This is a genomic window from Hyunsoonleella ulvae (assembly GCF_016827605.1).
Lineage (GTDB): Bacteria > Bacteroidota > Bacteroidia > Flavobacteriales > Flavobacteriaceae > Jejuia > Jejuia ulvae.
This window is the reverse complement of record NZ_JAEPJQ010000005.1, coordinates 46,244-68,493: the sequence shown is the minus strand read 5'-3', so window position 1 is coordinate 68,493 and position 22,250 is coordinate 46,244. Positions and strand designations below refer to the sequence as shown.

Annotated in this window: 17 protein-coding genes; all 17 read right to left on the bottom strand. The window is 32.3% G+C overall.

The features are described from left to right. Positions 1 to 9: 9 nt before the first annotated feature. The 17 genes from JS605_RS13185 to JS605_RS13105 all read right to left on the bottom strand — a co-directional run bounded on the left by JS605_RS13185 (position 10) and on the right by JS605_RS13105 (position 22,230). The gene (locus JS605_RS13185; protein WP_203258191.1) at positions 10 to 6,501 is read right to left on the bottom strand and encodes a hypothetical protein; all 6,492 of its coding nucleotides are present in this window, start codon (positions 6,499 to 6,501) and stop codon (positions 10 to 12) included. Between the two features lie 25 nt (positions 6,502 to 6,526). Further along, positions 6,527 to 8,959 carry a fibronectin type III domain-containing protein gene (locus JS605_RS13180; RefSeq protein ID WP_203258190.1) on the bottom strand — a complete coding sequence of 811 codons (2,433 nt, stop codon included), beginning with the start codon at positions 8,957 to 8,959 and terminating at the stop codon, positions 6,527 to 6,529. 3 nt (positions 8,960 to 8,962) lie between these two features. Continuing rightward, positions 8,963 to 10,429, bottom strand: a complete 1,467-nt coding sequence (locus tag JS605_RS13175) for an autotransporter outer membrane beta-barrel domain-containing protein (RefSeq protein ID WP_203258189.1) — start codon at positions 10,427 to 10,429, stop codon at positions 8,963 to 8,965. Next, the gene (locus tag JS605_RS13170; RefSeq protein WP_203258188.1) at positions 10,426 to 11,022 is read right to left on the bottom strand and encodes a hypothetical protein; all 597 of its coding nucleotides are present in this window, start codon (positions 11,020 to 11,022) and stop codon (positions 10,426 to 10,428) included. Before JS605_RS13170 ends, JS605_RS13175 begins: the two co-directional genes overlap by 4 nt. A gap of 90 nt (positions 11,023 to 11,112) precedes the next feature. Then, positions 11,113 to 11,625, bottom strand: a complete 513-nt coding sequence (locus JS605_RS13165; protein WP_203258187.1) for an OmpH family outer membrane protein — start codon at positions 11,623 to 11,625, stop codon at positions 11,113 to 11,115. Next, the gene (locus JS605_RS13160) at positions 11,618 to 12,112 is read right to left on the bottom strand and encodes a hypothetical protein (protein WP_203258186.1); all 495 of its coding nucleotides are present in this window, start codon (positions 12,110 to 12,112) and stop codon (positions 11,618 to 11,620) included. The genes JS605_RS13165 and JS605_RS13160 overlap by 8 nt, the downstream gene beginning before the upstream one ends. A gap of 4 nt (positions 12,113 to 12,116) precedes the next feature. Then, positions 12,117 to 13,070: a hypothetical protein gene (locus JS605_RS13155; RefSeq protein WP_203258185.1), complete on the bottom strand. Its 954-nt coding sequence runs from the start codon at positions 13,068 to 13,070 to the stop codon at positions 12,117 to 12,119. Beyond that, positions 13,054 to 13,515 (bottom strand): hypothetical protein, encoded by a 462-nt coding sequence (locus JS605_RS13150; RefSeq protein WP_203258184.1) that lies wholly within the window; start codon positions 13,513 to 13,515, stop codon positions 13,054 to 13,056. Before JS605_RS13150 ends, JS605_RS13155 begins: the two co-directional genes overlap by 17 nt. A gap of 66 nt (positions 13,516 to 13,581) precedes the next feature. Beyond that, the gene (locus JS605_RS13145; protein WP_203258183.1) at positions 13,582 to 14,766 is read right to left on the bottom strand and encodes a hypothetical protein; all 1,185 of its coding nucleotides are present in this window, start codon (positions 14,764 to 14,766) and stop codon (positions 13,582 to 13,584) included. 7 nt (positions 14,767 to 14,773) lie between these two features. Beyond that, complete coding sequence (locus JS605_RS13140) at positions 14,774 to 16,711, bottom strand: type II secretion system protein GspD (protein ID WP_203258182.1); 1,938 nt, start codon at positions 16,709 to 16,711, stop codon at positions 14,774 to 14,776. 3 nt (positions 16,712 to 16,714) lie between these two features. Next, positions 16,715 to 18,124 (bottom strand): GspE/PulE family protein, encoded by a 1,410-nt coding sequence (locus JS605_RS13135; protein ID WP_203258181.1) that lies wholly within the window; start codon positions 18,122 to 18,124, stop codon positions 16,715 to 16,717. Continuing rightward, positions 18,125 to 18,604 (bottom strand): hypothetical protein, encoded by a 480-nt coding sequence (locus JS605_RS13130; RefSeq protein WP_203258180.1) that lies wholly within the window; start codon positions 18,602 to 18,604, stop codon positions 18,125 to 18,127. Positions 18,605 to 18,610: 6 nt separating this feature from the next. Beyond that, on the bottom strand, positions 18,611 to 18,982 hold the full coding sequence (locus JS605_RS13125; protein ID WP_239000348.1) for a type IV pilin protein: 372 nt from the start codon (positions 18,980 to 18,982) through the stop codon (positions 18,611 to 18,613). Positions 18,983 to 19,059: 77 nt separating this feature from the next. Further along, the gene (locus JS605_RS13120; protein WP_239000347.1) at positions 19,060 to 20,196 is read right to left on the bottom strand and encodes a type II secretion system F family protein; all 1,137 of its coding nucleotides are present in this window, start codon (positions 20,194 to 20,196) and stop codon (positions 19,060 to 19,062) included. Then, positions 20,171 to 20,647: a prepilin-type N-terminal cleavage/methylation domain-containing protein gene (locus JS605_RS13115; RefSeq protein WP_203258178.1), complete on the bottom strand. Its 477-nt coding sequence runs from the start codon at positions 20,645 to 20,647 to the stop codon at positions 20,171 to 20,173. The genes JS605_RS13120 and JS605_RS13115 overlap by 26 nt, the downstream gene beginning before the upstream one ends. Then, on the bottom strand, positions 20,637 to 20,987 hold the full coding sequence (locus tag JS605_RS13110) for a hypothetical protein (RefSeq protein WP_203258177.1): 351 nt from the start codon (positions 20,985 to 20,987) through the stop codon (positions 20,637 to 20,639). The genes JS605_RS13115 and JS605_RS13110 overlap by 11 nt, the downstream gene beginning before the upstream one ends. After that, on the bottom strand, positions 20,965 to 22,230 hold the full coding sequence (locus JS605_RS13105; protein ID WP_203258176.1) for a bactofilin family protein: 1,266 nt from the start codon (positions 22,228 to 22,230) through the stop codon (positions 20,965 to 20,967). The genes JS605_RS13110 and JS605_RS13105 overlap by 23 nt, the downstream gene beginning before the upstream one ends. Between the last annotated feature and the right edge of the window lie 20 nt (positions 22,231 to 22,250).

The window sequence follows — 22,250 nt, the reverse complement described above, 5'->3', positions numbered from 1 at the left end:
TTATTACAATTATGGGGTAACTCCATCTAGATCTACTGTAAAACGGGTATCATTAAAAGGTAAGTTAGATTGTACTCTACCATATTCATCTAAAAAGCGAAACTCTACGATTGAATCAAATTCTAATCCAACAGGGGCATCGTAAGTTTCCACTTCCAACAAGTAGTCGATAGTTAATTTCAAGTTTATTTTCATTAAAAGGTCTTCATTGTCAATAGGTGTATCTGGGAATGTAAGTTCTATTAGCTGGCTTGTATTATTTTCTCTAATAAAATCATTAGTTTCGGAACTAAATATATCACACTCTAATACATTTATAACACTTGAGTCATTATTTGGATTGTTTAGATCTTCTAACTCAACCACTGTCGATAGAGCATTTGTAAAGCCATTTTGTGGATTTTGAGGATCTTGAGGATTATCTTGACCACAAATTGGGAAATCAAGTTCGTTCTTAATATTTACGAATAGAAAAGTTCTATCCATGGTAGCTAAATCTTCTATTGCATCAGCACTAATTTGTATTTCAAACTGTCTTATTGCATTCCCTCCCATGTAACTACTATTCCCAATGACCTGACCATTACTATCAAGGATATCCGCATAAGATGAATCATGATCATCCACCTGATTAGGATCTACTATTAGACTAAGATCTGTATCTAAATATTTTATTTGAGGCAATTCGCCTTCTTCTAGACATAAAGGTGGATTAAATTCATGCTCTAATTCAGTAAGGTCTCTAGTTACCTTTACCTGATCTCCTGTTACTTTATAGCTCTGGGTGCCAGTATGCGATTCTTCAGCACTTACCTCTCCATTTCCAGTAGTATCTTCAGTTAGTGTATTAAAGCTAAAGTGATCTCTATTAAAATATGTTATTTCTCCTGTTACAAAATTTACGTCATCTACAAGTGCAGAGGTTTCGTTTAAAGGGGCATTATTGTTACCATCTTCAAAACCATCAAAAGCAATCTCACTATATTTGTTATTTGATGCTACTGCTGTTGGCAAAGTATAGCCGTAACCGTATATGGCAGAAGAGTATCTATTTAGTGCATCTTTATTTTCAAGCTCTGCACCATAGGGGCTATATTGTGTTACAGTACTCGCAGTTGTCCAATTAGTATTATTAACTTCCCAATTGGTGCCATTAAGTTTATAAAATGGTTCAAAAGCAGTAAAATAGCCATCATCTTTTAAATTAGGATCATTACCAGCATTTACGATATTAGAATTTCTATTGGTTAAATACGCATAAGATTCTATAGCACGCCATTCTCCTCTTACATTGTATATATAAGGGTTAAAACCATAGGCAGTAGCTTCTACGTTTGGACTGTTATTAACAACATTATTAATAGCCTCATTAAATTGGCCATCAACAGCTGTTGATAGTCGTGGTAAACCAAACTGATCTTGAGGTTTCCAATACTCATTGTACCTAACAGCACTACTATTAATAATGTTAGAGTTTATAGTTTCGTTAGTATTAAAAGAAGTATCTGATAAATTATTATACTCTCCACTAGGTAGGTGTGCATCATTATCAATATCTATAGGATTTATTTGACTAGTTACAGATGACATAGATGCCATTTGTTGGTTTTTGTAACCAGATCGTACAACTTTAAAGTATACCTGTCCGTTTTTAGTAAAAGGTGAGCATTCATGATTAATTAGATTACCGTCTTTATCCATAAATTTTACTTCATCGTCTGTAACTTCTGCTACCCATAATAATTCATGCTTCTTTTCATTTTCTTCTAACGCTTCCTCGTATAAGGTGTATAACATATCACCCGGATATAAGGGTAAATTACTGGTAAGGTTTGTGGCAGATGTTAATGATCTAATATTAAAGCTACCGTCGGTTTTTTCAGTAGATAACAAAAACCCTTCAAGCCCCAAATTTGTTGATGCTAAATCCATACCTTTATAATACCAATAGGCCGGATATGTAAAATTGTAGTATGAATTATCATACTCATTAATAGTTTTGGTAAGTAGTACATTTCCTGTTTTTGCATCCCAAGCAATATTCTCTGTAGATACACTAGCACCTAAATCGTAAGCTATTTTTTCTTTTAAAATACCTGTTTTGTGTATTACTTTTGTAGTAACAGCAGTACGTAAAATATCTTCATGAAAAGCATACTGTGGTACTGGGAGTACCACAAAACCAGGGAAAATACCCACCAGAAATGCAGTGAAATTAGTATTTACACCAAAGGTTTCTGATTTGCTGTAATTTTCTCTAAAATCGTTAACTACATCATAGTGTACTCCTAATAAATGTGTATTGTCAACAATACCCTTATTGTTAATGGTAGGTAATACATTGTTAAGCGTACCATCTTCATTCACACTATAGTTATAATCTACTCCAGAAATTGCAGAGTTTTGATCTTCAGCATATACGCGTTGTCTTTTTAGTTTCCCATTCATGTCGTTAGTTTCAACAACAAACCCTTGAGATAATGTATAATGATTTCTAACATAAATATTAAAAATACTAGACAACTTAGAAGCATTGTCTGGGTATTTAGGATTTATATCTGTGTAGTCTGTAATTGTTGGAAAATCAAAAGAGGTATAAAACTCATTTACTACTTTACCTGTAGCATGTTTTTTTAAAATAATATCTGTATCGTCTACTGTTTTTACCCTTTTAAGGTTTTTTACTTCTACGCGCCCATAAGTTACAGTTGGTAATGGAAAAAAGGATTCCCCAATTGGTTTTTCTGTATAATTAGATTCTTTAGGTGCGGTTATCTTATCTCTAAGATTGTTATTTTGTTCGTCAAATACAGGCTCTATAAATGGATTTTCCTTACTAGATGTAGGTTCAAAAGTTGCTACACCACTTGTGTTTCCATCTTCGTTATTATAATTATATTCTTGCCCATAAAACTGGTTATAAAGTACATCTGTTGGATTATCTGTCATTGCTCCCCAATTATCATACATTTGTATTTTTGTAACTCTTAGACCTCCTCCTAACTTTCGCTTAGTTGGGTTTAACAAGCGTACCCATGATTTTTCTGGGTTAAATAATCGAGCACAACCTTTATCTTGTAGTCTACCATTTGGACCAGGAAATATTTCAAAAACAGATCCAAGACTTGAAACTAAATCACCAACTATATCAATAAATTTAGTATTTGTTGATGCCCCTCCTAAACTATAAACTTCTCTATTTAGATAAGTTCTTCCAAAATACCACCCAGCTTTAGATATTGGGTTAACAAGTGCGTTACTGTTTATAAAACCACCTTCTTTTTTTATTTTTTTTACTGGCAAAGCAGCAAAGGTGCCTCCACTATCTGGTTTTATAACCTTAAAATCCAAGCTATTATCAAACTCAAAATATCCAGTTACATAATCATACTGCCATCCTTTATTGGTCATATTTAGTAACATTCTAAATTGAATAGCTTCGCCTATCTGATCTCCTATATAATTATCTAGTAAATCTTGATCTGTTATGTTTTCTATTGACTCATCACTTAATTTTACATATATATATTCAGCATGATTTGCTCCATTATATAATACTGTATTGTTTAATTGTGCGTCAGACGGATTATTTGTATCTCCAGCACCAGTAACATTAAACATTTGCATTACTTTTTTGTTTTGAACGTATTGGTAATCGTCAGCTTCTGTCTCAATTTCTAATTTACCTCCTGATGGTAAGTCAATTGATGTTAATGTCCATTGCTTAGCATTTTTATCTGCAAGTGCTTTAGTTTGATCTGTATAGGGGAACTCTGCAGCAGTAATAGGAGCATTAGCTTCACAGCCTGCAGAAGGGCTATTGGTTTTATAATTTCCCCATACGTCATACCCCTTTAAGTTATAGGGTTCATTATTATCAATAATAGCGTCTCCATCAAAATCTTTTTCATAGTTAAATTTGTAAGGTGTGTACATGCCCATATTAGAGCCTCTATAAGTAAAATAAACTTTCTCTAGAGTAAGCTTTCCTCCTCCGTTAAGGTTATTAGGCACTCCAGGGCAAAGGATGTAACTATAATCAAAATGAGCCACCTTAATAGCTATTTTTTCTAAGTCTTCATAGACAGGGGCATTATCATCATTTATGTTGTTTATTTGATCTCTATAAGGCTCAAACTCTGGTCTTGATAATAAATATATTTTGTCTATCGCACGTTGATACCCTGGCTCAGATACATTAGCGGTTTCTCCTCTTGCTCCTCTACCATCTTCTCTGTTTTTTAATCTAAAAACAGCTACGTGTGTCTTAGTTTCAATTTTATCAATGTATACTAACTCTTTTTCTCCATACAAATAATTTCCTTTTTGGTCATTATTTTTAGACTTTAGGCCTTCATTATATGAGGCCTCATTTACATCATAAGGTATTCTCCATTTATAATTGTCATCAGCTGTCTTATAGGAAAAAGTAGTGTATGCTCCCAAATCATTAAGCGATGGCCCATTACCATCAATATCTTCATAATCACTAGATAATACACTGCTTAATAAATAGGTATGCACATACTCAGGCGTTGTTATTCTATTTAAAAACGCATCACTATTTAAATTATCATTTATTCTTCTAGGATCGCCTCCATCATTTTGAGGTGTATTAGCTCCAACATTACTTATAATACCTGTAGCGCAATCAATACTTTCATTACCAACTCCAGACATATCAAAAGTAGCTTCAACTTTTTTAGTATTGTAGGCTGTATTACCAAATACATAAGTACTACCATCAGGTTTAAGCACTTTTATTCCAGCAGTGTGGTGGGGGTTATCAAATTCATTTGCTCTGTTTACAATTAAATTATCATACTCAGCCTCAGCATTAGTGACTTTATGTATCGATTGGTTTCTGCTTTTACGAATTGTTCGCTTTATTGTTGAATTTATATCGTGTTTTTCGTAGTTAGCAGTACCTGCTATAGTCCCATTACTACCATCGTTGATAGTTTTTACACTAAATTCTGCTAATGCTTTGCGGTTATATCTAGAGCCGCCAAGACCTATTTTTATAGGCTTGTTTTTATATAGTTTAGAATTGTATATCTCAGGTTCTGTATCTAAACCTAATTCTGCAATAGTTTGAAAATAAACTGGTTCGTAAACAATGTCATTCTTGTCATTTTCCGTTTCAATAAATCTTGGTAAGGCAAAGTTCTTATCTTCCCACTTGCTAGTATAACTAGTTGAAGGTGATACTTTAATATCAAAACCAGTATGTACTAAATTACCAACATCTGCTTCTATACCAAAGCTGCCTCCCATTCCATAATCAGTAATTTTTTGATCGTAAACATAACTTGTTTGGCTTCTAAAAGGTCTAAATTGGCCCCCAGCTCCTTGTCCCTGAATTGCATAAATATCATAAGTATAATTTGTAATAGGCAATACAGTGGTATTATGTGTATAAGCTTTTTCTTTTTCTCTGTTAAAATCTAAAATTCCATTTAATCCTTCATTAGCTTCTGTATGTTCGTAACCAAAAGTTGGGACATATTTGTCTTTTTCTGAGTTTCTTATATCTTGATAAGAACCATAACCTGTAATTCTAGCTTGAACATCTACTCCGAATACAGTAACACCAGCACCACCACTAAAGGAGAAATTTTTATTTTCTAATCCAGCTCTTTTTGTGGGTGTGTAACTTTGATCATTAAAAGAAATATACCCTCCTGTATTTCCGCTACGTAGAGTTTCACCTACATCATATTCTAACTCGCCAGTTGTAGCATTTGAACTAGCGTTAAGCATTTCATTGACCCTTCCTGATGCGGAGATACTCATATTTTCTAAACCTTTTCTTGAATTAAAACTAACACCTAAGTTCCCACTGGCTGTAGAAACAGTCATGTCTTCTAATTGCTCTCCCTTTTTGGATATAGAAATATTAGGACTAACAGTAGGCCCTTCAGCTGTAGATGAAGAAACATTAACACCTAATTGTACATTCTCACTAATTGAATATGTTAGTCCATAAGAGGGCTTCCAAGAAATACCTTCATAATTATTATACTGAACACCTAAACCTAGGCCTATATCTAGAGGTGCATCTTTTCCAAAAAAACCCGGTTGAATATTGAAATTGACCCCTACGGTAACATTTTCTCGCATGTCATTTTCATACCTAATTTCATCCCCTTTAAAATCATCTGGTATGCCACGGACGTTTCTAGCTATTTGACCTACATTTAAATTCCAACCTAAACCAACCCAAGAAGCTTCTTGATCCATAGTAATACCAGAGTTATAAGCTAAGTTTAGAGGATAGCCTCCCACATCCATAATGGGAATATTGTAATTAAAATCTCCTGAAGATAAATCAACCATATCCGATGTTCCTATTGGTGTAAAGGAATTAAACTCTGGTTGGGATGGACCACCAGTAAGCGCAAACAAATTTGAAGGCTGAATGGTTGTAAATATCAATTGAATAGCTAAATAGCTAGCTATTATTTTTGAATATCTGCTTTTTCGAATATTATGGATCATAATAATTTAAAAGGTTTAAATAGTTTTATTCTTTTATACTTTTAACCAATGCCTCTAACTGTTGTAAACGTTTTTCCAAGCTTTGGTTGTTTGCTTCTTGTTGCTTTAACTTATTTTCTTGCTGAATTATATAAAGGGTTAGCTCCTCTATTTTCTCAAGGAGTTTAGCATTCATTTCCCCGATGAGTACCCCATTTTCTTCAACTTCTTTTGCGGATGGTATATTTGGTAGATGCCCTTGTTGTTTTATATAGTCCTGTAATTCTTTTAGAGTAGGCAGTTTATATGTTTTATCAAAAACATAATCTGGCCAAACGCTTTGTAATTTTACTTTAACTTCTTCGCTTATTATTTTACCAGCAACTGCTAATTGATAATCAGATGGTATTGCAGAGAATTCAGCACCTATGGCTAATTTTCCATTATTAATAATATGTACATCATTTTCAAAACTTGTTTTGTGTTTGTTTATCAAACCATAGCCTAGGTTCTTTTTATAGTCTCCATAATCACCAATTACTATAGTGGATTTTTCTTTTGGCATATGGATAAAATTTGTTGCTGTTGTTTCTCCTTCAAAAATGGCTGAACTAAGCTTTATGGCATTACTTTCTGCATTATCATTTCTGAATTCTTGAATTACAACGCTATTATTAAGATGTCCTTGATCCGATCTACTTGTCATCGTAACGGCATATTTTCCATTATCAGCTCTATACACACCTACATAGCCTCCTCCATGCCAATTTCCATCTATATCTACAGTTTTATTATTTGTTGGCGCATAAATCTTATGGTTTGTATTAATGTTGATTTCAGTTCTAGCACCGTCTGGGTTACCTATTACAAGATTATCAGAATATCGACCAGTTCCATTTACATCTAAACTGTATTGTGGAGTATCAGTCCCTATACCCACATTGCCCGTATTGTAGTATACATCTTGATTTTCAAGACTCCAATAGCCAGATGCAGCTTGGTTATTTCCTGAGTTACCATTTGACTGGGCATTACTTACGAGCTCTTGAATAGTCGGCTCTTGTCCGTTAACTTCATACATGGTAGGGCCGTAGGTCTCAAATTCGATATTTGCATCCGTTGTGTGTGACAAATAGTTACGCAGCCTAAACCTTGTAGCAGTAGAGGAGAACTTATAATCTGTGGTGTTTAATTGCTTGACACCATTTGTATCATATACACCGCCTATACTCGTTTGTGTACCATAACTGCTATTATGAATATATCCAACTACGAGATACCACTGGTCTGTATTAGGGAGGCTTGTATCAAAAACATAAGGATTCCCATTAACACTACCATTCAAACGTAAACCAGTATTATTATCTAGATCGTCTTTACAGAAAAAAGCCATATAATGCCACCCGTCCAATGTGTTTTTTTGTTTTACCCAAGTAGTAAACCTATATGTTTTTGTATGGTCTATGCCAATGTAGTCTGTAATCCAACCTCCTGGTTTATTAATAGTTTCGTCATAAACGTTTTTCCATATTACTCCTTGTGTTCCATACGGTGTTGTGCCAATCTCTCTTATATTAACCTCATCTGCATATATTGTACTGAAACCAGATGTATGCCCTGTTCCTTCGGTCCATCCAGAGCTATCAATGAGATTAACCGCTGATGTTGTCTCGTTGTTGGTCGTAACAGAAATAGCACTACTTTCCGTACTCTCATTTCCAGCATCGTCTAAGGCTGTTATTGTATAATTGTATAATGTTGCCGCTGTTAGTCCTGTCACTTGGTAGTTAGTTATATTACCAAGTGTAACAGCTAAAGTTCCATCTTGATAAATATTATAGCCTGTTACACCTGTATCATCCGTTGCTCCAGACCAACTTAAATCTACTGTTGTTTCTGTAATGTTAGAGGCAACTATATTTGTAGGGACGGTTGGAGCCTGAGTATCAAGTGCTCCAACTTCTTGTATTGATATACTACTTATATATAGTTTATCATCAACTGAAGAACAAATACAACCATAAGCTGTAATAACTAAATCGTTCCCATCTGAAGTTATTGGAAAAATATAATCTTGATATGTGGTTGAAGTAACAGCTGTATCTATAGTTTCTGAAATACCAGACCATGCATAGAAATATCCATTACTTGTATTATTGATATCTTTCCTAGCTCTTATCACTACGTTATACTGTGTGCCGTTTGTAAGGTTTGAAATGGTAGTTTGTGCGGCATTAAAACCCGTAGCACCATTACCTCTTGTTATTACGACAGAATAATTACTAGAGCCATCAGTTTCAGTAACCAATCCAATGGTAGAAACTCCTGTTGCTACCCATCCTGTAAGAGTATTAGACTCATTGTTTATACTCGTTGCATTATTTATATTATATAAATCTTCTGAGTTTGTTTGTAGCCCTAATGCATCACCTGAAATGAATACTATTAAAACGTAAAAAAATATCTTTTTTAATTCCATTTTTTACTCTGCTTTAAGCTTTTCTAAAATTGCATCAATCGTATTCTTTTGCAATTCTATTTGTTTTTGTTGTTGTAAAATATATAGTGTGAGCTCTTCTATTTTTTCGAGGAGTTTAGCATTCATCTCTCCAAGCTCAATACCATTGTTATCTTTTACCTCCTGAGCAGAAGGTATATTTGGTAGATGCTTGTTGGTATATATATAAGCCTCTAATTCTTCTAAACTTAGCAAGTTGTAATTAGCATTGAACACATAATCTGGCCAACCGGTTTGTAGTTGAACTTTTACTTCTTCGCTTATCATTTTTCCTGCAATGGCTAATTTATATCCACTAGGCACAACTGAAGTTCCTATAGCTAGATTACCTTCTACATGTAATTTTGATCCATGAACTTTTACGCCTTCATTAAAATCTCCCCCATAGTTGATAATTAATAATGATTTATCAGTTGCTTCAACATAACTTGGCACCAATGCTCTTCTATATTGAGGGTCGTTACTTGCAACTCTTCTCATTTGTAGATCTCCAAAAGAGTTGGAAAACTTAAAAGTAGGTGTTACAACTAAACCCTCTACATGAAGCTTTCCTGCAGGAGTTTGGGTTCCTATTCCTAAATTCCCATTAATGTTTACAAAATTTTGATTAAAATCGCCATAAATAAGAGGGGTATTTGTTGACGAATTATCTATATATAATTTATTATTACCCAATTCATTATAACCAGCATAGTTTCCTATAAAAATGTTACTGTGGCCTGAAATATTTGTACCTCCAGCAAAAGGACCTAAAAACACATTTCTGTATCCCGATTCATTCTTGGTACCACTGTGCTGACCTAAAAACACATTATGAAACCCACTATTATTTTTATAACCACTTTTAGTTCCTACAAATACATTTTCAGCCCCCCAATTATTGTAGAAACCACTAGCGTTTCCAAGAAAGACATTTCCACCACCTTTATTGGTGCGTCCACTATTAGTACCTACAAAAGTGTTATATCCTGAACTATTATTACCATACCCACTTCCATAACCTATAAACACATTACCCTTACCTGTGGTATTAGTACCCCCAGATTCACTTCCTAAAAACACATTTCTATATCCAGTTGTGTTGCTTTGCCCACTGAAGGTTCCATTAAAAAGGTTATGTGAACCATCAGAGTTATTAAAACCACTATTAATCCCTAAAAAAACATTACCGTTGCCACCAATATTGTTCTTGCCTGAATTGAGCCCTAAAAACACATTATAATTCCCATAGGTAGTTTTTCTTCCGCTGCCATACCCTAAAAAAGTATTTCCGTTACCAGTGGCTATATTACCTGAATATTTGCCAATGAACGTGTTATCATTTCCATTTGTCCCACTAAAATCACCTAAGTTAGTAGCTTGTGATAAAGACGTTTTTGATATTGTTAAAAACAATATCAATACTAATATTTGTTTAATATGATTCATCATAGTTTTAAAGGTTTATCGTTAAAATCAAATTTTATAATGCCATTTTGGAATAAATGGTCTTGATACAGTAATTTTATGTGGTCATTGGGATCAATATTATTAAAGTAGAGTAGCACTCTTTTAAAAGGTGCTATTTTAAAGTTACGTTCAAAATTAACTCCAGAACATTGTATAGTATCGTTTGAAGAGGTTACTGCAGTAAAATCTTTTTCTATTGTAAACGCCATATATTTTACAGCGTCTTCGTAACTTCTGTTGGTGTATTCTTGTTTTAAAAGATCTGTATTATCCGCATGTTGAAATTCTATTTCAACAACACGTTCTCTGTTACTTAATTTGTATAGAGAATCTATTTTTTGATGATTGCCTGGATTGTTTTTTAAGAGATAGTATTGTATAGGGACTTCTGTAGCTGTATAATTTATATCTCCTATAAATTGAGTGATGGATTGTGACTTCCACTCACGCTGGTTTAAACTAAAAGATTTGTAGCTTAATCGTGTTTTCTTATCATTGGAGTTACCACATGATATACATAAGCAAAATGTGAAAATTAATATTAAAAGGCAGGTTTTATTACTTGTTAAAATCACAAAAACTAGTGTTAAAATACTAGCTAAAAGTAGTAAAGCCTATTTGTTTATGTGTAGGGTATAGCCATCACATAATTAAGGAAAAACCCGCTATTTCCCCTCATACTTTTTATTTGAAAATTCTAATACTTTATCAGTGATATTAATAGCATCTTTTGCATACATTATATTACCTTTACCGCTTGTTCCTAAAATAACAGAACACCCTTTTTCCTTTGCATACATCTCAATATATTCATTGAGTCTTTTCCATACATTCACATTTAAACTATGGCTATATGTATCCTTTAACTCTTGTAGTTGCTTACTCTTTATTGCTATTTGTTGCTGTAACTGCTTTGTGGTTGTTTGCTTTTTTTCTTTATCTGATAAAGCATTATAACTTGCATACAAACTATCTAATATTTTGGTTTGCTTTTTAATTTTAGCTTCTTCAAAAAGCTTAATATCCTTAACCATATTAAATCCATTAAAAAGTTGGATATTATCTACGTAAACTAAATTATTATCCTGGTTAGAGGAAAAGTAATTGATAAGTAGCATGCTACTTATTACCAATAAAAGTATGAAATTTAATACTGGGAGTTTATTAATATTAGTCATGAATTTTCTTTATGTTTTTTATGTTGTTTTGATAGGATACTTTTAAGGAATCGTTGTACACTTTAACTAATGTTATACCTTTAACACTTTCCGTTACACGTTTTCTGTACAACACATTATCTACATTTAATAGAATTAATGGAGTATTCTGGTAGTTGCTTTTCACAAAACCATGATATTTTATTTTTGGCCATTCTAATTTGGCATTAGTTTTTGGTTTTACTTTTGGCTTTGCTTTATGTGTCACTATGGTTTTGCTATATTTTTTATTAACACTTATAGCCGTCTTGAAAGGATTGTTATTAATTAATTGTAATGTAAAGGTATCCTTAGAGAAGGCAGCTTTTGGTGTGTAAGCAACAGTATTTATATTATTTTCTTGGGGATTTACCACTACATTTGACTTGCCAAAGTGCTTATATAAAACACCTCCCCATATTACGATAAGTAATACCAATAAAGTTATATTAAAATGTTTTTTATTCATGTAACTATTCAACAATAATTGATCTTATTGTGCTGTAATCGCTTTTATTGGAGGCTGCATCCATAGCTACAACACGCCAATAATATGTATTTGGTGTTGTAAACTCATATTGTAAGGTGTTGTTCACTGTATTTTCTGAGTGTATTATATTATTAAAACTATTATCTGTTGCTATGTCCAAGGTGTTTGTAATTTCAGATGTTACAGCTCCAGTATCAGATCCATTGGTCCAATTAAATGTAACGATTGAAGGAGACACAGTATTTTCATTCGCTGGCTCAGATAGGCTTGGTTGGTTAGGAACAGTAGTATCTAAATAGAAAGATCGTTCTGAAAACGCACTTTCAGATGTTGTATTCACTGCTTTTACCCTCCATCCATAAGCTGCATCTTCATTTAGTAATGAAGCTTCGATGGTAATAGCATTAGACATAATATTTGCTTCTTGAAATATTGTTTGCTCTCCCGTAGTTGTTTTTTTTATCAACTGAAAGTTATAATGCTCTGCCGTATTTATGGCATCCCAATTAAAAATAGTAATCGCTGTATTGGTATATAGGTTTTCTGAGGGAGCTTGTAATGCAACAGACTGTCCAGATAAATCGTTAGTTTCTTTTACTGAAAAATTCACAGGGAATGTGTAAGTAGATTGATATGCGAAATTTTCTGCCCTAACACGCCATTGATAGTTTCCTGTATTTAAAGTGTACTTTAACTCTGTATTGGATACTAATGTGTCAATCGTACTTGTTAGCTCTTCATTAGTAATTTGAATTCTATAACTATCAGCCCCATCTATGCTTTGCCACAAAAACAGAACTGTATTACCTTCAATAGACGCATTGGATACAGGGGCTATTATTTGTACTGTATCATTTGTGATGTCTTCTTCCAAAATATCATCGCAAGCACACAATAATGCTAAAAAAAGTGTAAAATACTTACTTAAGGTTTTCATAGTTTTGTAAAATTATTTTTAGAAAAAGTTTTTTAGAATTGGTTCTGTAATTTTTTTTCGAAAAAAAATGAGCATTCGCTACTCTTGAATCCTTAAAATTTTTCTCTATTTCGTATAGGGTATGTATTAAATCTGTATAATTTCCCTCTAATTGGATCTGATTGGAATAAATTAAGAAATCATTATCTGAGAACAGATGAACGTCTTCAATAGAAACAATATCTATAGCAGCCTCTTTTTGAGAAATAAAATCTAATAGACTTTGTTGTACTAGTTGTGGGTTATTAGTTTGCCCTCCAATTATTTTATTTAAATGATTGATTTCATCTTTTAAATAGCTTAAGTTGATTAATAAACTTTCGTTATTGGATAAATTTTCCTCTACACGGTTTAATTCTTTTTTTGCTAATAAGGTATGTTTAAATGTCTTTTTATAAGACGCCATAAATAGTATTATAAAACCTATTATAACAGCAAAGAACTTTTGTTTATATGTAAAATTTTTAAACACTTAAATTTGTATTATAATGGAAAAATTATTTTCTCTGGTAGTTTCTTGAGAATAGTCCTCAATCTTTATTTTTTTAATCCATTCCAAGCTTTCAATATTTTTAATCCATGTATTAAACATTTTATCATCCATTGATACACCAGATATGTTGATGGCATTTATGTTAAAATTGATTTTTTCTGAAGGCTTTATTTTTTTTTGATTGGGCATTACATGTATTGCTGCTATACTTAAGCTTTTTGGAACTGTATTGCCAATATCTGCGATATATTTTGTGATAAAACTGTTGTTATTTATGCCACTGGATTGTAATATTTTTTCCTTTACTGTTTTTTCCTCTTTCAAAACGTTAAGCTTCTCTATATTTTTTTGTGAAATGAGGCTAAGTGATTTTTTTTCGGCTAGTTTATTATTGTAATAATCCATGAATTGATGGCTGGTAAAAAGTGTAACTAAAAAAAATACCAATGTGAAAATACCTGCTATTTTAAACCATGTTTTATACTTTATTTCAGATTTATTTTTGTCTAAAAAACCTGTGTCAAACTCAACAAAGCTGTTAGGAAATTTATAATCAAAAAAAGAAGCTAGCAGGGCTATTTCCTTTTCATTAAAAACATCTCCATTTATATTATATTGTTTATCTGTTACACCCTTGTTTTCAAAAGAAAAAACACTTTTGTTTTCGATGTTTAGACTATAATTTGAAGATGATAATTCACTGCTATCTTCAAGCATAGGTATTAAATTAGCCATTACAAAAGGCCCAAAAGAAAGGTGTACCACAAATTTATCATTTGCAGTTATTTTTGATATTAGTTCATTAATGTTTTGCTTTCTTGCTACTGATGTATATATGGTTTCTTTTTGATGGTATTCGTAAAAATAAAAATCGTCCTGATTGGCTTTAAATATTAAGTTTTTTCTGTAGCCTGCTTTGTTTTCTACAGCTTTATTAATGATACTATCGCCTTCTACATGTAAAATTATTGGGTAATCTTTATTTAGTTTTGATACAAAAGATGCATCATTACTCTCCAAAGGACAACTACGCTCTAATTTTAAGTTACCATTCTTATAGGAAAGCTCTATAAGATGACATTTTAAAGCACTAGAAATCGAAGTAATTCCTATTACGTAATACCCTTTTGAATGATTTAATATAGATTTTATGTTATCTATCATTTGCCACTTAATAGGTTACTGTTGGTTTAATAAAGATGTGTAATTTTGATTTTTCTTTACGTTTTGTTCTGCCACTAAACAACCATTTTATAATTGGTATCCTAGACATTAATGGCGTGCCTGTACCAGAGTTTTCATTTTCCAATTCATCTAAACCACCAAGTAAAACCATTTCATTATTTCTAACTCTAACTAAGGATTCAAATTTTTGAGTAGACTTTCCTGGAGGTGCATTTTCTCCAGCTCTTCCTAAAAACGAACTTTTTTCTACACTAATGGTTAATGTTACATTTTCATCCTTTGAAACGAAGGGTTTTATACTAATACTTAAATTAGCTTCGGTTGATTTCCAAGTTCCAGATTGTAGAATGTTGTTGTTTATTCCAGAGTTAATCAATCTATTGTTCTGCTCAAAATAATAATTTGTCTCACCTATTGAGGATGTGGCATCATGTCCGTTTAGGGTAACCAGTTTAGGTGTTGAGGATAGTTTTATTAATGAGTTATTTTCTAGAGCTTTTAAGTTTAAATAAAACCGCTCTGATACTTTGCCCAAATTAATAATACCTAACCCATTAAACGCATCAATTAAGCCATTAACTGATGTTGCGTTAAGCGCAACATCACTAGAGGGAAACAACACACCAGAGGTTTCAGCTCCTGCTTCATTATTAAGACCGGCCTGTAAGCCTGTTTGTATTTCATAAGATTTCTGATATTGCACGATAATAACCTCTATTTGTATTACAGGTACCACCAAATCAATTTCATAAATATAATCCTTGAACTCTTGAATATGGATTTTAGATCCAGAAACTACAAATCCATTAAGTTCAATAAACTCTTTAATTTCAAGCCCTTGGGTTAAATTAGAAGGTAACGTTGCCAAAACTGTCTCAATAGTTCTGTTTTCTAATTGGATGAGTTCTGTTGTTCGTAAACCTTGTGTTGCATGCTCACCTATTAAATACAAGTCGCCAGTTTTCTTATAGGTATAATTCTCGCCAGTGAATAGGTGATTTAACAAATTATCAAATGTAATACCCTTAGCCATTAATGTTGTACTAACATCAGCTGGAGTATTATACATGAAATAGTTAATATTTAATTTTTCTGCTACGTCCATAATTATGGACGCAGCATCAGCATCAAAAGCTTTAATATCCAAAAAACCTTGCGCATCAACTTCAATTTCATAGTTTCCTTCTTGATTACTTGGGAGTTTGTTATTCTGAGAAGCACCGCTTCGTCTACTTCTGCTTCTACTGGTTTGTGTAGTTGGTTTTGCAGTTTCTTTAGGTGTGTTATCTTTTTCTAAATAATAATTATCATGCTCATCAACTGTAAGTACCAAATTATTGGATTTAGCCATCATTTCCAGTACCTGATCAAAGGGTCTGTTTAAAATATATGCTGATACTTTTTCTGCTTTTACATCTGGTGCTAATACTACATTTTTTTTAGAAATATCCGTAATGGCTTGTGCCACCCTAGGTAAGGAATCATTTTTTAATTTAACAGATAAAAAATTATTGCTTTCGTTATAGCTAACATCTATTTTCTTTAAAGGTTTTGGCTGAATTTTAATAACCTCTTCTTTCTTTTTATTAAATACCATAATGTTGTTGATAACCTTAACATCTAGGTTATGCTTTTGGATTAAAAAAAGAAATACATCTTTTATATTAACATCATAAAAATTACTGGTGACTAATTGATTTAAATTAGAATCTACACTTACATTTAATTCATGCTCTTCTGCTATTGCATTTATAAAATCATAGAGGGTTAATCCCGATAAATCAATTCTCACATTATCATTCAAGCCTTCTTTTATTTTCGCTAGTTCATCAAGCTTTTTAGTAAACACATCAACAGGTGTTTGGGCAAAACCTACATGACATAGGACGCAAAAGAAAAAAGTATATATAAATCTGTTTAACATAGTTTATGAGTTAATGAGTATGGGGTAGATTTCATCTAAAGAGGTAGTACCTTTAGATAATAGGCTAAACGCTTTGTCTGATAGTTGTTTTCCTTTAATACTATCCAGTTGCTGCAGGGTATTGTTTTTAATGGCGCTTGCCACGTCATGTGTAATTGGCAATATTTCATAAATTGCTGTACGCCCTTTGTAACCTGTATGGTAGCATTCATTGCACCCTACAGCAGTATAGTGTTTCTCTATTGCGTATTCTGGTTTAAACGATTTTGGTAAGTCCTTTGCATTAAAAGGGGCTTCTTTTTTACAAGTATCACATAACACTCTTAAAAGGCGTTGTGCCACCGAGATATTAATAGTTTCAGCAATTAAAAAAGGAGGGATATCCATATCTATTAATCTAGAAATGGTGCCTACGGCTGAGTTGGTATGGATTGTTGATAACACTAAATGTCCTGTTAACGATGCTCGAATGGCCATTTGCGCTGTTTTCGCATCCCTTATTTCCCCAAGCATTATAATATCTGGGTCTTGCCTTAAAAACGAACGTAGCGCCGATGTAAACGTAAGCCCTATATCTTCTTTTAGTTGTACTTGATTAATACCTTTTAATGTATATTCAATAGGATCTTCTACTGTTACTATATTGCGTTTTACATTGTTAAGGTGTTTTAATGTCGCATAGAGAGTAGTTGTTTTTCCAGATCCTGTTGGTCCACTAATAAGTACAATACCGTTAGGTTTTTTAACTGCTTCTATATACAGTGCTATATCGTCTTGTTCAAGTCCAAGCTTATTAATATTTAAATGTGATGCATCTCTTCCTAATATCCGCATAACTACTTTTTCGCCATGGTGGGTTGGTAGTATGGACACCCTTACATCAAAATCATCATATTCAATCCTGCCATCTTGGGGGAGTCGTTTTTCTGTGATATCCAGATTAGACTTAATTTTTATTTGATTTATCAACTCTAAATAGTTGTCTTTTTTAATGTGGTTTTTTTCAATAAGATGCCCATCTACGCGAAGTCTTACACGCACATCGTCTTCGTATATTTCTATATGTATATCACTGGCATTTATATTTTTAGCCTCAAAAATCAAATCTTCTAAAAAATCATTTTTATAAGACACCAATCTCGGACCTTCATTACTTTTTCTGTAGTAAACGGAAAGTGCTCTCTTTATCAATGACGAGTCGATCTCCTCTAAAATAATGGCTTTATTAAAAATGAGTTTTAACTCTTCTTTTATGGACTCTTTTTCTGATAGTTTAGATGCATCAAAATAGAAAACGTAGGTATCGTTAGTGATTTCTTTTGGTACGATTGAGAAATGGTTAGCCATATCTGCATCAATGGCTTGTTGTAAATCTACACTTAAATTTATATGTTCAATGTTACCTATATCCATCTACAACTTTATATTAATTTTCAGTAGGTTATTTGCGACAATGTTTATCGCTAGAAATAGTGCCAAATACCCTGCTAGAGGAATTGTTTTTACCTTTTTAAACAAAAGCAAAACACCATGAACCATTAAGGAAAACACTAACCCTACAATAAAAAAAAGTATAAAGGGTTTTAAGTGAAATAATGGGGTAATGGCAAGGAAAAATGCAATATCACCCATGCCTATAAAGGAATCTATAGGGTTGACTAAAGTTTTATGTTTTAACGAAAAGTATAATGTTAGCCCCAATATATTTATTGTTATAAATGCCAAATTGTACAGCATTTGGTAAACGCTAAAATCATTGGATATAAGATTCACTGTAAGTGCAATGAGGAATACCCCTAATGGCAAACTCACATGAATGGTTCTCATCATGAAATCTTGATAGAGAATAATCGCCAAAACAATAATTAATAATATGTTTAGTGTAATAAGCATGTATTATTAGTCTTTAACTATTTCCTTTAAAATTCTATCTTGATTAATTTCCCATGTATTGTACACACCATCGCCATCAAAATCCTGTAAAGCGGTAGCTGTAGCTTTAAACGTATTTAGCGATGCTTCTGTAATTTCTATTTTATAAACAGCCTGACCTCCTTTATCTATGGTAAGCGCTTCTTCAAAACCTAGTTCATTAAAATCTGCGGTGTATTTGGAATGACGGTAAAAGTGACTTTTCTCCAAACCATGAATCATGCTTAACATATTTTGTGCCTCAATTGACTTTGCACTTGTAACTACAGATGTTTGGTTGGGTACTACCAAATAAATTAGAATTCCGATAATGCAGAGTACTATTAAAATTTCTGACATTGAATAGGCTTTTAAGTGTAATTTATTTTTGTTTCTATGTTTAGTTTTCATTGTCTAAAACGATTTACTATTTATGTTTAACTTTCTATAACCTTGCTTAAATTAAAAATGGGAGAGTACATTGCTATCATAATAAAACCAACAATCCCACCAATTACTACAATCATTAAAGGCTCTAAAATGGTACCTATCATTTTTGTAGCATGATCTACTTCTTCGTTGTACTGATTTGCCAAGCCATCATACATTGTATCTAACTCATTAATCTCTTCTCCTATAGAGGTTAGTGAAATAATTTTGGGCGTAAAAAATGAACTTTTTTTAAGACTGGAGGATAATGTTTCCCCTTTCATTACATCCTTTTTTGCTAGAGAGATAGCCGACTTTAGTGGGTAAAAAGAAATCATTTTCTCAGTAAGCTCAAGTGCTGTAATAAGTGGTGTTTTAGCCGACAAAAGCAAACTAAAGGACTGGCAGAATCTGGCTAAGTATACCTTTCTAATCAAACTCCCAAAATAGGGTAGCTTTAATAGTATTTTTGATGTAATGTTTTGATATTTACTATTAATTTTTAACATTCTATGGCCAACATATAATGCTAAACAAAAGCCTAATACAACACATAAAATAGTGTTGAAGTTATTAGAAACACTTACTACGAATTGTGTAATCTCTGGTAAATCTTTACCAAATTGTTGAAATACCGAAGCAAACATTGGTACAACAAAATTTAACATAAAGTATAGTACTGCAAACGTAATAACTAAAACAAAAATGGGGTATGCCAGTACTGATACTACTTGACGCTTCATTTTAATTTTTCTTGAAAAGAACTTTTGCAATTGATCAAAAATATCGGGTAGTCTCCTAGTATCTTCTCCTATTTTTATACTATAATACTCATAAGCAGAAAAATATTTATAATCCTTAATGGCTTCGTGTAATGATTTACCTTTTACCACATCGGCATTAATTTTCTTGTAAATAGAACTTATGAATTTTGATTTTTGCTGATGGGTTAAAATTGATAATGCCTTGTTAAAATCCACTCCAGATTTAATTAGTGTAGAAAACTCTCTGTAAAAATCCTCTTTTTGTTTATCTGAAAACCTTTTTAAAATAGGCCCAGATAAATTCGTGTCGAATTTTAAAGCATCCTTTTTTTTAGGTTTGTTATATGTAACCGTATCAATCTTCATTAAAAAAGGTGGCATTTATTAATTCTGAATTATCTTTCTTAAAAAAATAATTTGCGTTTATGGTATCATTAAGAATATCTAATGTTAATAAAACTGTGGCATCTGCATCATTACTATCAGAGATACCAAAATCAATAACTTTTAAATTAAATGTATCAACCTTAACATCATTTTGTCTCAATATATATTGCTTGTTTATGCTGTAATGTATGGTAGAGGCATCGTAATTTTCTATAAATAATTCATGTTCTGTATGTTCAAATCGTGTAGATTTTTCGATATCTCTCAATAAAGTTGAATTGAATAAATTGTATTCCAATACCTCAAAATTTTCCTGTTTAAAAAGTGATAGTTGTTTTTCTGTTAAACTAAACAAGGCATATGTAAGGGTAATGATTATACTCATTAACATCAAGCTAATTAGCGCCTCTAAAATTGTAAACCCCTTAAGCGTTTTATTCTTCATAGGGGATAATTTTATGGATTATATCAGTATTATGTCCTGTTTTAAATGTAAAGGTTAGCGTGGCGGTTTGGTCTGCTTTATTTATTTCAACACTTTTATCTATGGTATACCTTTTAAACGTATAGGTACTGTTGCTGTAGTCTTTTTGTTCAACGGTTTCTTTAATTAAACGACTGATATTGTGTTTTGCATTAAAATAGTTAATTGATCGATGTTGACGTATTACATTTAAATAAACCGTAAAAGCCACAAGAGCACATACCGAAATTATAGAAATTGCAATTACAGATTCCATTACAGATGAAGCTTTTAGCGTATTAAAATTCTTTAATGACTGCATAAGCTCTTTTATTATTAGTGGTATTGTCAAATAATGGTAACTCTATAAAGTTTTCTGGTAAACTGTCCCTGTTTATAACACTATTTAAAATAACATTCTCGTAATTTGAAGTTTTTGTTTTTAAGAAAAACTTATCTGTGTAAACACTACCTATAACCTTACCTTTCAACTCCGTATTTCCATAACAATATATATTGCCTATTACTGTAGCATTCTCCGCTATATGTAAGTTGCGATGTAACGCACTATTAAAAGCATCACCATCAATAACAATACCACCAGCTACTATAGTGTTTTTACCTACTCTTACTGTTGCTATTGCATCGTTTTTAATATATATACTAGAGGGGTATTTCAGTTGCACATCCTCATCTATCTTAACACTATCTGTAGCAATAATTTGAATATTACCTTTAAATCCGTTAGCTACATGCACAAATGGGGCAGATACCATTACATCATTTAAATGGGCTGTACTGGATATAGTAAGCTTGTGTTTAGACAACAAAATAATATTACCTTTACACGTAATGTTAGTAAGCACTTCACTTCCGGTAGATTCTATAACTTTGGTTGGCACATCAAAGCCATTTACAATAACAGCGTCTTTGTCAAATTGATCTAATGGAATTGGTTTTGATTTTAAAACATTAACAAAAATGTCTTTCTTTATTTTAGGAAGCCGATCCTGAGACTTTCGCTGTTTACCTTTAAGCTTAATGTTGTTGCCTTTTTGTCCATTTATATATGCAGTCTCTGTACGTGCATTAGGAATTTCCATAGCTCCTAATATTTTTGTGTTGCCAGATAGCTTTAGGGGTTTATCATAATCTGTTACATATAGCGCTAATTTATTTTTTGCATTGTCTTTTTGTCCCACTAGGGCTATTTTAGAAACCGTATCATTGCCAACCCCAGTTTTACATACTAAAATGTCATAAAAACCCCAATGCTTTTTTTCAATGTAAGATGCTAATCCATCACTAAACACATCAATAGTCCCACTTTTGGTATTTAATAAGGATTCAACATTATTAAGTAAATAATTAAATGAAGAATCATTTCTGTGTATTAAATCCTCTTGGGCATAAAGCTTGTTGTTTAATATATTTTGATAATGGGAGAGTAAAACAATACAACCACAAAATATTGAGATAATAACGCATATGAAAATGGCATTTACCAAGGAAGATCCCCTAAGGTAACGGGTTTTTAAAATGCTATATTTATGGTTATTATGCAATGGGGATAAATTATTGTAAG

What these genes read in the sequence shown, in the direction of transcription:
- JS605_RS13185 (WP_203258191.1), bottom strand. Translation starts at nt 6,501, where the DNA reads ATGATCCATAATATTCGAAAAAGCAGATATTCAAAAATAATAGCTAGC.
- JS605_RS13180 (WP_203258190.1), bottom strand. Translation starts at nt 8,959, where the DNA reads ATGGAATTAAAAAAGATATTTTTTTACGTTTTAATAGTATTCATTTCA.
- JS605_RS13175 (WP_203258189.1), bottom strand. Translation starts at nt 10,429, where the DNA reads ATGATGAATCATATTAAACAAATATTAGTATTGATATTGTTTTTAACA.
- JS605_RS13165 (WP_203258187.1), bottom strand. Translation starts at nt 11,625, where the DNA reads ATGACTAATATTAATAAACTCCCAGTATTAAATTTCATACTTTTATTG.
- JS605_RS13160 (WP_203258186.1), bottom strand. Translation starts at nt 12,112, where the DNA reads ATGAATAAAAAACATTTTAATATAACTTTATTGGTATTACTTATCGTA.
- JS605_RS13155 (WP_203258185.1), bottom strand. Translation starts at nt 13,070, where the DNA reads ATGAAAACCTTAAGTAAGTATTTTACACTTTTTTTAGCATTATTGTGT.
- JS605_RS13150 (WP_203258184.1), bottom strand. Translation starts at nt 13,515, where the DNA reads ATGGCGTCTTATAAAAAGACATTTAAACATACCTTATTAGCAAAAAAA.
- JS605_RS13145 (WP_203258183.1), bottom strand. Translation starts at nt 14,766, where the DNA reads ATGATAGATAACATAAAATCTATATTAAATCATTCAAAAGGGTATTAC.
- JS605_RS13140 (WP_203258182.1), bottom strand. Translation starts at nt 16,711, where the DNA reads ATGTTAAACAGATTTATATATACTTTTTTCTTTTGCGTCCTATGTCAT.
- JS605_RS13135 (WP_203258181.1), bottom strand. Translation starts at nt 18,124, where the DNA reads ATGGATATAGGTAACATTGAACATATAAATTTAAGTGTAGATTTACAA.
- JS605_RS13130 (WP_203258180.1), bottom strand. Translation starts at nt 18,604, where the DNA reads ATGCTTATTACACTAAACATATTATTAATTATTGTTTTGGCGATTATT.
- JS605_RS13125 (WP_239000348.1), bottom strand. Translation starts at nt 18,982, where the DNA reads ATGTCAGAAATTTTAATAGTACTCTGCATTATCGGAATTCTAATTTAT.
- JS605_RS13120 (WP_239000347.1), bottom strand. Translation starts at nt 20,196, where the DNA reads ATGCCACCTTTTTTAATGAAGATTGATACGGTTACATATAACAAACCT.
- JS605_RS13115 (WP_203258178.1), bottom strand. Translation starts at nt 20,647, where the DNA reads ATGAAGAATAAAACGCTTAAGGGGTTTACAATTTTAGAGGCGCTAATT.
- JS605_RS13110 (WP_203258177.1), bottom strand. Translation starts at nt 20,987, where the DNA reads ATGCAGTCATTAAAGAATTTTAATACGCTAAAAGCTTCATCTGTAATG.